At 30.5% G+C, this 12,543-nt stretch carries 14 protein-coding genes and 1 pseudogene; 7 read left to right on the top strand and 8 right to left on the bottom strand.

Features of this window, described 5'->3' with window-relative positions; translation table 11 throughout:
- Positions 1 to 51: 51 nt before the first annotated feature.
- Positions 52 to 1,524, bottom strand: a complete 1,473-nt coding sequence (locus tag KPL55_RS12010; RefSeq protein ID WP_216306972.1) for a sensor histidine kinase — start codon at positions 1,522 to 1,524, stop codon at positions 52 to 54.
- A complete protein-coding gene (locus KPL55_RS12005; protein WP_216306971.1) occupies positions 1,514 to 2,200 on the bottom strand; it encodes a response regulator transcription factor in 687 nt (228 codons plus the stop codon). The genes KPL55_RS12010 and KPL55_RS12005 overlap by 11 nt, the downstream gene beginning before the upstream one ends.
- 396 nt (positions 2,201 to 2,596) lie before the next feature.
- Here KPL55_RS12005 and KPL55_RS12000 point away from each other — a divergent pair, with 396 nt between their 5' ends.
- The 3 genes from KPL55_RS12000 to KPL55_RS11990 all read left to right on the top strand — a co-directional run bounded on the left by KPL55_RS12000 (position 2,597) and on the right by KPL55_RS11990 (position 6,797).
- The gene (locus KPL55_RS12000; protein ID WP_216306970.1) at positions 2,597 to 3,451 is read left to right on the top strand and encodes a PRD domain-containing protein; all 855 of its coding nucleotides are present in this window, start codon (positions 2,597 to 2,599) and stop codon (positions 3,449 to 3,451) included.
- A gap of 293 nt (positions 3,452 to 3,744) precedes the next feature.
- Entirely contained in the window at positions 3,745 to 5,187 is a 1,443-nt protein-coding gene (nagE, locus tag KPL55_RS11995) for an N-acetylglucosamine-specific PTS transporter subunit IIBC (protein ID WP_216306969.1), read from the top strand.
- 218 nt (positions 5,188 to 5,405) lie between these two features.
- Positions 5,406 to 6,797 (top strand): PhoH family protein, encoded by a 1,392-nt coding sequence (locus KPL55_RS11990; RefSeq protein ID WP_216306968.1) that lies wholly within the window; start codon positions 5,406 to 5,408, stop codon positions 6,795 to 6,797.
- A 139-nt stretch (positions 6,798 to 6,936) separates the two neighbouring features.
- On the opposite strand, the gene KPL55_RS11985 is transcribed toward KPL55_RS11990, so the two are convergent.
- The 6 genes from KPL55_RS11985 to KPL55_RS11960 all read right to left on the bottom strand — a co-directional run bounded on the left by KPL55_RS11985 (position 6,937) and on the right by KPL55_RS11960 (position 11,086).
- Positions 6,937 to 7,929, bottom strand: a complete 993-nt coding sequence (locus tag KPL55_RS11985; protein ID WP_216306967.1) for an ABC transporter permease — start codon at positions 7,927 to 7,929, stop codon at positions 6,937 to 6,939.
- Position 7,930: 1 nt separating this feature from the next.
- Positions 7,931 to 8,854 carry an ABC transporter ATP-binding protein gene (locus KPL55_RS11980; RefSeq protein ID WP_216306966.1) on the bottom strand — a complete coding sequence of 308 codons (924 nt, stop codon included), beginning with the start codon at positions 8,852 to 8,854 and terminating at the stop codon, positions 7,931 to 7,933.
- 41 nt (positions 8,855 to 8,895) lie between these two features.
- Positions 8,896 to 9,639 carry a hypothetical protein gene (locus KPL55_RS11975; protein ID WP_216306965.1) on the bottom strand — a complete coding sequence of 248 codons (744 nt, stop codon included), beginning with the start codon at positions 9,637 to 9,639 and terminating at the stop codon, positions 8,896 to 8,898.
- On the bottom strand, positions 9,630 to 10,331 hold the full coding sequence (locus tag KPL55_RS11970; protein WP_216306964.1) for an ABC transporter ATP-binding protein: 702 nt from the start codon (positions 10,329 to 10,331) through the stop codon (positions 9,630 to 9,632). The genes KPL55_RS11975 and KPL55_RS11970 overlap by 10 nt, the downstream gene beginning before the upstream one ends.
- Positions 10,324 to 10,698, bottom strand: a complete 375-nt coding sequence (locus KPL55_RS11965) for a GntR family transcriptional regulator (RefSeq protein WP_216306963.1) — start codon at positions 10,696 to 10,698, stop codon at positions 10,324 to 10,326. Before KPL55_RS11965 ends, KPL55_RS11970 begins: the two co-directional genes overlap by 8 nt.
- Before the next feature lie 232 nt (positions 10,699 to 10,930).
- A complete protein-coding gene (locus KPL55_RS11960) occupies positions 10,931 to 11,086 on the bottom strand; it encodes a hypothetical protein (protein WP_216306961.1) in 156 nt (51 codons plus the stop codon).
- A 120-nt stretch (positions 11,087 to 11,206) separates the two neighbouring features.
- Here KPL55_RS11960 and KPL55_RS11955 point away from each other — a divergent pair, with 120 nt between their 5' ends.
- From KPL55_RS11955 to KPL55_RS11940, 4 genes and pseudogenes are all read left to right on the top strand, one after another.
- On the top strand, positions 11,207 to 11,578 hold the full coding sequence (locus KPL55_RS11955) for a hypothetical protein (RefSeq protein ID WP_216306960.1): 372 nt from the start codon (positions 11,207 to 11,209) through the stop codon (positions 11,576 to 11,578).
- 21 nt (positions 11,579 to 11,599) lie between these two features.
- Positions 11,600 to 11,932 carry a YjcQ family protein gene (locus tag KPL55_RS11950; protein ID WP_216306958.1) on the top strand — a complete coding sequence of 111 codons (333 nt, stop codon included), beginning with the start codon at positions 11,600 to 11,602 and terminating at the stop codon, positions 11,930 to 11,932.
- A gap of 21 nt (positions 11,933 to 11,953) precedes the next feature.
- Positions 11,954 to 12,124 (top strand): annotated as a pseudogene (locus tag KPL55_RS11945) (calcium/proton exchanger); the annotation flags it as partial.
- 48 nt (positions 12,125 to 12,172) lie between these two features.
- Positions 12,173 to 12,493, top strand: a complete 321-nt coding sequence (locus KPL55_RS11940; RefSeq protein ID WP_216306956.1) for a CC/Se motif containing family — start codon at positions 12,173 to 12,175, stop codon at positions 12,491 to 12,493.
- The last annotated feature ends 50 nt before the right edge of the window (positions 12,494 to 12,543 follow it).

Here is a 12,543-nt window from a genome sequence, read left to right as displayed (position 1 = left end):
TCCATATAGATATAATATCATCAAGTTATTTCTAAAATATATCTAAATGTTTCAAAGTTGTAAACTTTTAAAATAAACTGGGAAAGAAATCTTTATAGCTGTACCTTTTTCCTCTACATTTAGAAGTTCTATGGTGCCGTTTTGCATCTCAACCAATTTCTTAACTAATGCCAGACCTAAACCTATACCACTAGTTTGCCTTGATAGTTCTTTGTCTACCCTGTAAAAGGGCTCAAAAATCTTATCTTTTAATTCGAGAGGTATTCCAATTCCTGTATCTCTTATTACAACAAATATATTGGATTTATCTATATAATTACTTACAAAGATTTCTCCGGTTGGTTTGTTATATTTAATGGAATTATCCATTATATTTATAAATATCTGCATTACACTTTCAAGGTCAGCCCATACATAAGCCTCTTTAAAATCGCGATGAATGGTTAATTCAAATTTTTTAGCCTTTATATTAACACGATCACATATACCATTTAGAAGATTCATAATTTCAATAGGTTCTGCATTTAATTCAAAATCATATTTTTCAAGTGACGAAAGATGAAGCGCCTTTTCCACCATTTCTAGAAGCCTGTCTGTTTCTTTACTTATGCTTTTTTTAGCATCAATTAAAAGCTTAGGGTCATCTGTGTACATTTCTATTAAATCTACATAGGCACGAATTATAGTCAAAGGTGTTTTAAACTCATGAGTTATATTCCCAATAAAAAATTTCTGCTGCTTTTCTAATATATTAAGTTTTTCTACAGCGAATCTTAGTTTTTCTTGCTCCAACTCCATATTTTTAACATTTACCTGAATCCTGTCATTCATGAAACATATTCCTTGCTCTAGGTCTTTAAGTTCATCACTTCTTTTTAATATTTCAAAGCCTTTAGAACTACCTATCTTTATCCTGTCTATGCGATTTTTTAATTTTAAAATATCACTAACTATCCTGTTAAAATAAATATAACCAATAATATAGCTCGAAACAAATACTAGACTCCCAGTATACACAAAGATCATAATTATCTTATTAATAAAATTAATACTCTCTTTTAGTGGATATATAAACTCAACAACAGCCACTTGAACATTAGAATTACTTATTGGAGCTAAATAATAAAGGGATTCACCATCAACTTTATATGCAACTGTATTCTTCAAAGCATAAGGCAATGAAGATATAATACTATTATCTATGTCCATAGGAAATGAATTTCCAACTTTGCCTCCATCCATATCATATAAAACTACTGGTAGGCCACTAAGAATGCTAATTTGCCTTGCTAGTTCTTGACCCTTACTTTTAAGAAATACTTTATTATCCAGATTGCTATTTAGCGCATAGGACTGATTGATATAAAGCGATGCAACATTTGTCTGGCGGCGGAGCTCATTTTCGTAATGACTTTGTTGTTCTTTTTTCACTTCGCTAAGTATAAGTAAACTTAGCATGATGACTGTAAGGAGCAGAAGCCCTGCAAGAAATAGATTAGATTTAGTTCTTATACTAACTCTCATGCTGTAATCCTGTAGACCTATAGCCTACACCATGAACAGTTTGGAGCATGTCCTCATTTGAAACTCCTAATTTTTGTCTTAATCTCCTCATATGAATATCTACCGTACGAGTGCCTCCAATATACTCTTTCCCCCAGACAAGGTCTAAAAGTTCATCACGTGAATACACCCTTTCAGGACGGGATACTAGTAAAGATAAAAGATCGAATTCCTTTGGAGTTAAGTCCATAGCGGTATCTTCAATAATAGCTCTTCTCGATAATTTATTAATTTTGAGTTTCCCTAAAATTAAGTCTTCATTAATAGCCACTTTCTCAAGTCTTCTTACAAGTGAGTTAACCCTGGCTGTAAGTTCACGCATGTCAAAAGGTTTAATTATAAAGTCATCAGCGCCTAGCTCAAGGCCTAAAACCTTATCTATAATATCGCTCTTTGCTGTTAGCATAATTATTCCTATTATATTTCTATTTTCTATTCTTTTAAGCACTTCATATCCATTAAATTTTGGCATCATAATATCCAATATTAAAATCAATGGGCGGAAAGTTTTCACTTTATTTAATGCAACTTCACCGTCGCATGCAACATCCACATTAAATCCCTCACGTCTCAGGGCATATGCAATAGTATCTGTAATTTGTACTTCGTCATCGACAACTAATATCTTCGCATCCATTTTTATCACCAAACCTTTTATGTTCTTTATTCTATAGTAAAGTATATATTATATAGTAAAATTATATCATAATTATAAGCATCATAACTTCTTATTTTTATGATTTATTAGCTTGGTAAATAGTGGCTGATAGTCAATTTTAGGTTCATAAGTTTCTTGAGTTAATAACATTTCATTTATTTGGAATTAAACAGAGTTATTTTGTAAATTAGACTTTACAATAATCTAAATACTAAGCTATTATAGATGTAATAACTTAGTATTTAGATTGGCTGATACTTAAGAGAATAAAATATAATTTAATATTAAAAATTATTTAATACGTCATGGAGTTTTAAAATGGGCGGATTATCATATATAATACGATTTCTATCAAATATAAAAGGGGGGTGGAATATGAGAATAATTACTGATCCAGTTGTCATAGTAAAGTCTTATAATAATAATATAGTTTCAGTAAAAATGAACGGAGTAGAAAGGATACTTTTTAGTAAGGGAATTGGATTTGGTAAAAAGTCTGGGGATAAAATAGAAAAAGATACACAAGTTGAAAAGATATTTGTTATTGAGGATGAAGATAATTTAAGGAGTTTTGAACAGGTAATTGAAAATGTTGATGAAGAATTCCTAATGTTATGTGAAAAAATGATAACGTATATAGCAAATGAATTAAAAGAAGATTTGGATGAAAAGATACATGTTGCATTAGTGGATCATTTAAACTATGTAGTAAAAAGACTTTCAAATAAAGAGATAATAGAGAATCCATTTATTATGGAAATAAAAGCATTATATCCAATAGAATATACATTGGCAGAAAAAGTTGCAGAAACACTACTAAATGAAATAAATGTATATATTCCTGAGGGTGAAATTGGGTATATAGCATTACATATTCATTCTGCTAGAAATTCTGGAAAGGTATCTAATACTTTAAAGAGTACATACTTAATAAATTCAATAGTTGAATATGTAGAGCAGCAAATAGAAGTTAAAATAGATAAAACATCTTTAGATTATGCGAGATTTTTAACCCATTTAAGATTCGCTATAAAAAGAATTTTACTTAACACATTAATTAAAAATGATTTTATAAAAGAAATAAAATCTAAATATAGGTTATCATATAAAATAGCTAAAGGGGTATCTAAAATATTAATTAGACAATTAGAAAAAAATGTAGGTGAGGATGAAATTGCATATTTAGCAATGCATATAGAAAGATTTAGAATAGCTACTATTGAAACTTAAAATATTGAAACTTAAAATAATGAATTATAATTTAAATTTTAGGGAATATTAAATTGTAAAAATTTAAAAAAAGTATTGCTTATAGAAAAAAAATAATGTATTATAAGAATATAAGAAAGACAACAATCATAGAGTTTATATATAGGCGTGTAACCGATTAAATTAGGGCATTAGCTGAAAAGGATAATATTAAATTATCCTTTTCAGCTTTTTTTATTTTCAAAAAATTATGATGTATTTTTGGATGTAAAAATCCTTAAAATAAATTCAAAAATTAAAGGGGGAACTTTATTATGATGAAGTATTTACAAAGACTCGGAAAATCTTTAATGCTTCCAGTGGCATGTTTACCAGTAGCAAGTATTTTAATGGGTATTGGTTATTGGATGGATCCGACTGGATGGGGCACAAACAGCGTAGCTGCAGCTTTCTTAATAAAAGCAGGTGGTGCACTAATTGACAACATGGGAATTTTATTTGCAATTGGTATAGCAGTCGGAATGTCAGATGACAACGATGGTACAGCAGGTCTAGCAGGTCTTGTTTCTTGGCTTATGATTACAACTTTATTAGCATCAGGTACTGTAGCAATGCTTAAAGGAATAGATGTTAAACTTGTATCAGCAGCGTTTGGACATATAGAAACACAATTTATTGGTATTTTATCAGGTTTAATTGGTGCTAGTTGTTACAACAGATTTAAAAACACTAGATTACCAGATGCTTTAGGTTTTTTTAGTGGAAAAAGATGTGTTGCTATTGTAACGGCAGGAGTTTCAATTATCGCAGCTCTTATATTATTCTTTGTATGGCCTCTTGTTTATGGAGCACTCGTTAACTTCGGTAAGTCAATTATAAATACAGGTGCTGTTGGTGCAGGTATTTATGCATTCTTTAATAGACTATTAATACCAACTGGTCTTCATCATGCACTTAATTCTGTATTCTGGTTTGATGTAGCTGGTATTAATGATCTTGGTAAATTTTGGTCAGGTAAAGGAGGAACATTAGGGGTAACTGGTATGTATATGACTGGATTCTTCCCTGTAATGATGTTTGGTTTACCAGCAGGGGCGCTTGCTATGTACCATACAGCTAAAGATAAGAAAAAGAAAGTAGTATATGGATTGTTACTCGCAGCTGCTATTTCTTCTTTCTTTACGGGTGTTACAGAGCCTCTAGAATTTGCATTCATGTTTTTAGCTCCTGGACTATATTTAGTTCATGCTGGTTTAACAGGGATTTCGGCTTTTATATGTGCTTCGTTACCAGTTAGAGCTGGATTTAACTTTAGTGCAGGATTAGTAGATTTTGTTTTAAGTTTTAAGGCTCCTATGGCTCAAAATCCTATTTTACTTCTCCCAATTGGTTTAGCATTCGGTGTTATTTATTATGTAGTATTCAGATTAATGATAGTGAAATTTAATTTGAATACTCCTGGTAGAGGAGAAGATGATGATAGTGAAGAATTGAATGTAACACTTGCAAACAATGATTACACACAAATAGCATCTATCATTTTACAAGGTGTTGGAGGAAAAGAAAACGTAGTATCTGTTGATAATTGTGTAACTAGATTACGTTTAGAAATTAAGAGTCAAACAAATGTAAATGAAAAAGTTATAAAATCTGCAGGTATATCAGGTATAATTAGACCTGGTAAAACAAGTTTACAAGTTATTGTAGGAACACAAGTACAATTTGTAGCAGATGAATTTAAAAAATTAATAAGATAAAAAATAACTAAGTAAAAAATTAACCACTTCAGAAATGAAGTGGTTTTTGTACGTTTATTTATTAAGACAAATTAATTTTTAAAGATCAATGTAAAGACCATGTTAAGTATGCATAATTCACGTAATCTAGTGATATAATTTAGATATACATAATTATAAGGAGGTGAAACTTTATTAAGCAAGGGACACCTTTAATACCTTGTTTAATAGGGACAGCAATGATTAAAAATTATATTATTGACACAAATGTAATGGTTCACGATCCTAATTTTATTTATAATTTTGAGGACAATAATATTATCATTCCAATAATATGTATAGAAGAGTTAGATAACCTTAAGAAAAGAGAAGGCATAGTGGGTTATCATGCAAGAAGTGCGGCCAGAGAGATAAATAATCTTAGAAAAATCGGTAATCTACATGAGGGCATCTCACTTGCAAATGGCGGAACTATAAGAATAGAGTTAAACAATAACGATACAAGCTGCTTGCCTAATGGTTTTGATTTCAGCAAAAATGATACTAAAATATTAGCTATAACAAAAAATATAACTGATAGTAATAAAGAGATAGCTACAATTTTAGTTACAAAAGATTTATATATGGCAATTAAAAGTGATGCACTAGGAATAGTTACGCAAGATTATAGAAATGATAAGGTCAATGCTAGCGAACTATATAAAGGTTATAGAAAAATTACACTTACGTCAAAGCTTATGGATGAGATTCAAAATGGAGGGGGAATTGCAATGCCAAGTGGCTTTGATTTTACCTTATATCCAAATGAATTTTTAGACATTACAAGTTCTGATAATAATGAATATAAGTTAATTGGAAAGTTTAATGGTAAGGCGATAGTTCCTTTAAAGTATGTTGATGAAGTTGCTTTTGGATTAACACCAATAAATAAACAGCAAAAGATGGCCTTTGAGTTATTGATGGACCCCAAAATAGAGTTTGTAACAATTTCTGGTGGAGCAGGATCAGGAAAGACAATTTTATCAACTGCGGTTGCCCTTAAAAAAGTAATAGAACAAAAATTGTTTAGAAGAGTAATTTTTGTGAAACCAGTTATTCCAGCAGGTGATGATATAGGTTTTCTGCCAGGAACTGAGGAAGAAAAATTGAAACCTTGGATGGGAAGTTTTTATGATGCCGTAGAGAATTTAATGGATGCAAAAGATAAAGTTAAAAATAATAAGGTCTTAGAAAAGAAAATTAAGAAAATAGATGAGCACGAGGTTAAAAGAAGTGCAGTAACTGTGGATAACTTCATTGAAAGATTTCGTCTAAGTGGACAAATAGAAACGAAAACATTTATTTACATGAGAGGTAGAACTCTGTCAGATGCATTGGTTATAGTTGATGAATCACAGCAGACCACGCCGCATCTAGCAAAACTTATGCTTACTAGAGCTGGCTTTGGTTCTAAATTTGTGTTTATAGGTGATCCATCAGATAATCAAATTGATAATACTTTAGTGGATGAGAAATCTAATGGTCTAGTTTATACAATTGAAAAAATGAAACCTTTTAATATCACAGGACATGTAACACTTGAACATGTTGAAAGAAGTCCATTGTCAAAACTTGCAGAAAGGTCTATGTAAAATATATTAGTGCAGTAATTTCACATTTGTAATATTAAAAAAGAACTAAACAGCTAGCAGTTGCAGCAGTTTAGTTCTTTTTTATTTTGTAAACTAAGCATAAATAGAATCATTGATTGAGATATTCAATAAAAAGAAGTTAAATATCTCGTTTTTCGAATGCAAAATAACCAATGAAGCAGAATATTATAGAATATATAAAAGCTATTCCAAGCGAAAAAGCAAGTGTTGTTCCCTCAATGCATGCTCCTGTATTAACAATGCTAGAAAAATCAGAAGTTCCAAATGGAAGATATTTACCCCAGCTGAAAAATATAGCTAACATTTGCATAATACCACTACCAGCTAAAAGGAAGAATAGAGAAAATCCAGTTGCAATTGAGCGAGAACGTGATATTGCTGAGATTGCAAATGCTAATATTACATAAACAAGTACAGTAATGAAATCAAGGCCAAAAATAATAATTGTTTTTAGTGCGGCCGGTATATATATTATTTTGCTGCTCGTCCACAGCATTTCCTTAGCACCCAAACCATTGAAGCCGTAAAATATACCTAGCATTATAAAGTTTAATAAAAATGTTGTTGCCAAAAGTACAACACCATAAAGTATTGTAGCAATTAGTTTTGCACTAAGAAGCTCAGAGCGTTTATAAGGCCGTGATATCATCATTTTCATTGTTCCTTCTGAAAATTCACCTGCAACTAATGCTGAACATGATATTATTAGTAGAAGTGCGATGATAAAACTATACCTAGCTACTGTATTAAAATTTGTGACCCTCGACCAAATGTTAGTTTGAGATTCAGGTTTGATATTGTTATTAATTCTGTATTCATTTTCAGCTATATCTTTTTTTGTTGATCCTATCATGAACTTCGACATTTTATCTGTTCCATCTTGAAGTTCTTTTAGTTGAACTTTTTGCATAACAATATTTTGTTGTAATTCTTGTTTCCAATTTTGAGGAATTTTTATGGTATTTGAAACATTGTGAGATACATTGTAATATTTCACAATACTTGTTGCTGCTAGTATAATTACAATCAGTATTAATAACATTATTTTTGTTGAAAGTCTTTTCCAGAGTTTTGTATTTTCTATTGAAACAAGTGTAAAAAAATTACCCATATTATTTTTCCTCCCCTGTAAGCTTCATAAATACATCCTCAAGTGATTGAGTCTCTTGTCTATCCATAGCAAAAATACCAACACCTTCAAGAGTTAATGTTCTAATTATTTCAGGAACACGATCCTTAGTTGTTTCAATATGCACTCCATCACCCAATATGCTGTTATTTATATTCATGTTTGTTAGAAGTGAATTTGCCTTTTCATTATTATTAGATTCTAGTATCAAAACTGTTCTATCTCCTCTCTGCGACATATTAAGAAGTTCATCAACAGATTTAATAGTTATAATTTTGCCTTTATTAATTATACCAACACGGTCGCACATCTGTTGCATTTCACTTAATATATGACTAGATACAAGCACTGTAAGACCAGTTTCTGATGAAAGTTTTCGAAGTAGCTCACGCATATCCTTAATTCCTGCTGGATCTAGACCGTTTGTAGGCTCATCAAGTATAAGAAGTTTCGGACTATGAAGTAGTGCCTGAGCAATTCCTAAACGTTGCTTCATACCAAGAGAGTAAGTTTTTACCTTGTCTTTTATTGCTCTCTCAAGATCTACAATTTTTACAACCTCATTGATTCTAGCTTCATCTACACCTTCATATATTTTCGCAAAGATTTTCAGATTATCAAGTCCAGACATATAGTTATACATATCTGGATTTTCAACGATACACCCAATATTGCGCATTGCGCCTCTAAAATCTTCTTTCAAAGAGCAACCACCTACGTAGACATTACCATCAGTTATTTTTGATAACCCTACAATCATTTTAATAGTTGTAGATTTTCCAGCTCCATTAGGTCCCAAAAACCCGAATATTTCTCCTTTTTTTAGTTCTATAGAAATATCTGAGACGATTGTACGTTTACCAATAACTTTTTTTAGGTTTTCAACTTTTAATACTTCATTATTCATGATATACCTCCCAAAATTGTCTGTAATTTATGTGAAAAAATTTATTTTAAACTTGTTTTATTATTAAGTAAATACGAGGTAACAAAAAACAATATTATAAATATAAGCAAATCAAAAGAACATCCGATTAATATGTTTCGAATTGAATAGTCTTTTACTAAGACATTAAATCCTGCTGTAGTTTTTGCTACCACCGCTACATTCTTAAAGAGTAATGTGGGAATGGAGGACAAGATTTCTACAACAAAATATATTCCAAAACCTGCGAGTACACTAAATTTTTTCCAAATAGGTAGTTTTGAAATAGAAATTGAAAAATAAATTACGAGTACTGAACGAAACATATTTAACAAGTACTCAATTCCGAATACAATGACATATACTTTATTCATTTCAAAATAGTTATAAGCATCCTTAATATAATTTGGGTCGACATAATTTAAACTAAGCATTATAACCGATGGAACTATAATTAATGCCAATGCAACTGTCCAGATAAATGCAGAAATAAGTTTTGATGCCAATATAACCTTACCGTCTATTGGAAGAGTGAACATAAGATAGCCTTCTCCACCGTAGAGATTTGAATTATAACGCCTGAAAATTGTAAGAAATGTTATTACAGTTAATGCTACCATTCCAAAGGTTAAGGCGGCTGTATTGATAGTCTCATAATCTCTAAAAAATATCATCAAAATAGATGTTATTAAAGCATAAACTAAAAATGAAATAACAATTCTACCAAAACTCGATTTTAGCTCATATTTTAAAAGTTTTAGCAGCATTTAAAAACCTCCCTACAAAGTTCATCTATAGATTTACCGAATTTAGCACGGATATTATCTACTTCATCATTAACAAAAATATGATTATCCTTAAGAATAATAACACTATCAAAGGCGCGTTCTACATCTTGAATTAGCTGAGTGGATAAGAGTACCGAGCTTTTTTCGCTATAATTAGTAAGTATGGTATCTATTATGATGTCACGGCTTGCTGGGTCTACTCCGCCTAAGGGTTCGTCAAGTACATAAAGCTTTGATCTTCGGGACATTACAATTATAAGTTGAACCTTTTCATAGGTTCCTTTTGAAAGCTTTGTAACGTTTTGATTGATTTCTATATTAAGCAACTTTAACAGCTCTATAGCTTTATTTTTATCAAAGTCTGTGTAAAAATCTGCAAATAAATCCACTGTATCTTTAACATTCATCCATGTGCTTAGATAAGTTTTGTCTGGAAGATACGACAAAATTGATTTTGTATATGGTCCAGGGTTATGGTTATCAATTAACACTTTTCCACTATAATCTTGCATAACACCAGCTAAAATTTTTATTAGAGTAGTTTTACCAGCTCCGTTTGCTCCAAGTAACCCAATTATCCTTCCTTCTGGAATGGTTAGAGAAATATTATCTAATACAATTTTTCCTTCATATTTTTTTGTTAAATTAGAGACTTCAACTAAATTATTCATTGTCACTCTCCTCCATGAATTTTTCAATTAGTATTAAAATATCAGATTTATGAAAACCAGATTTTTTCATAAGGCCTACAAACTCTGAAACTTCTTTTTGAATTGATTCATCTTTAATTTTTTTTATCAATTCAACATCTACAGTTATAAACCTACCTGAGGTCCTTTCGGTGTAACTAAGATTCTGACGTTCAAGCTCTGCAAAGGCCCTTTGCATTGTGTTTGGGTTAACTCCCATAGTCTGCGCCAAATCTCTTACACTTTCTATTTTACTCCCAGGCTTTCTCTCTCCAAAAACAATTTGCCTTTTTATTTCTTCAATGATCTGAAGATAAATTGGTATATTGGGATTAAATTCAAATTTCAAACGCATCACCCCCTATTCATTTAGTATTACTGTGTTAATCGATTAATACAATAATACTAATCAGAAATTGAAATGTCAAGTAAAATATTACAAATTACAATCTATATGGTAAATGATTATGGAAATAACATAAGAGAACCCTGGACTAATTAATTAGTGAACTAGCTACTTTAGGTGCTAATTCAGAGTCTGTTGCAACCAGTGGTGATGTAGAGATTAATAATACTACAGATCAAACTCCGAAACCATCTGTTCCGACAATAATAGATCCAAGTAGCAAAAGTAACTCAGAAGGCAAAGAAACCGAAGTAGAACAAATTATAGGGAATACAGAAAGGCAAGTAGCGGAGGGTGACAAAGAGGTTGTTCTAGCGGTAGAAAAAGACATAAAAATTAACGCAGACACTGCACCAGAGGAGTTTTAGCAAATAAACTTATAAACGGCGACACTAAAATATCCTTAAAAGCATTTCCAGAAGCACAAAACTTTAACACAATAGCTGATATTTTGGAAGAAGTAAATCATCAAAATTCTTTAATATTAGGATTAAAACAGTATGGGTATGATTATGCATCATTAACGTTAGAGATAAAGTACGACGATTCTAAGGAGAAAATAAAGGAGAAACAAGCAGCTATTATTGTTGAGGCTAAAAAAATAGTAGCTAGTGCAATAAAAAGTGATATGACAGTTGAGCAAAAACGTAAGTCTCTTTATGACTATTTGAATGATAATACAAAATACGATGATGCAGCACTAAAAAGTGCAGAGAAAAATAACTTTAAAAGTGTAGATGTATCTTTCAATGATTCGTTCACAACATATGGAATAAATTTTAATATGGTAAAAAGAAGGAAATTACCTTTATTTGCAGTATAATGTAAACAGAGGTGTATTAATATGAAAAAAGAGTTAATATTAAAAATACTTAATGAGTTAGATAAAAATAATAGATTTTTAAGTCAAGAAGATGTAAAATGTGATAATGAGCAGTACGGACAAATACTTGATATTATACTTGAATCCAATCTGATTACAGGAGTAGAAGTAAAAAGAGTTGGCAATGAAGAAAAATACAGTATTAAAGCGTCACACCCTAAAATAACTCTGAGTGGAATAGAATATTTACAGCAAAGTACAGATAACTATAACAGGTTAATATGTGCTATGAATAATATACCAAGTGAAATTGGAAACAGTAAAATCAAACTTAATATTAATCGAACATATTAATTAAGGATAAGTTAGAGCATCTTATTTTTTAAACCTATGGCACTAATATTTAACACATATGAAATAGTGGCTCTAGGCGTAACCGTAATTATAGCTAACAAAGTTTGTAATGATGGTGAGTCCAATTGGTTAGAAGGATTACAGTTAATAAGTGTTTATATAATACTTGCCGCAACGTTCTTTGTAGTTTAAAATTCTTGGCATATAAATTGCTCTTAGTATTATAAAGGCGGTGCGTTTATGGAAATTATAATTAGTGAAAAAGCACTAAAGTATTTGGAAAAACAGGATGCATATTCTGTTATAATTTATACCATTGAGAATGAGACAAGTGCAGGGTGTTGTGGTGGAAATACCAAAAGGTTCTATGTACCTGAGGTTCGTATGGGATTTGACAACCGTGATTTAAAATCATATTCAGTATATAACTATGAGGGGTTCAAGATTTTTTTGTCTAATAAAATACAAATAGATGAGAATCAACAAATAGTTATAGACATACAAAAAATATTATTTATAGAAAAACTTATTTTAAAGGGTATAGATATTAAAATGATATAATTAGTAATAATTTCTGATATAATATAGTTAAGCTATCTAATATATAAATA

The sequence above is a fragment of the Clostridium lacusfryxellense genome (assembly GCF_018861735.1).
In the GTDB taxonomy this organism is placed as follows: domain Bacteria; phylum Bacillota; class Clostridia; order Clostridiales; family Clostridiaceae; genus Clostridium_AD; species Clostridium_AD lacusfryxellense.
This window is presented reverse-complemented; position numbering and strand designations above follow the sequence as displayed.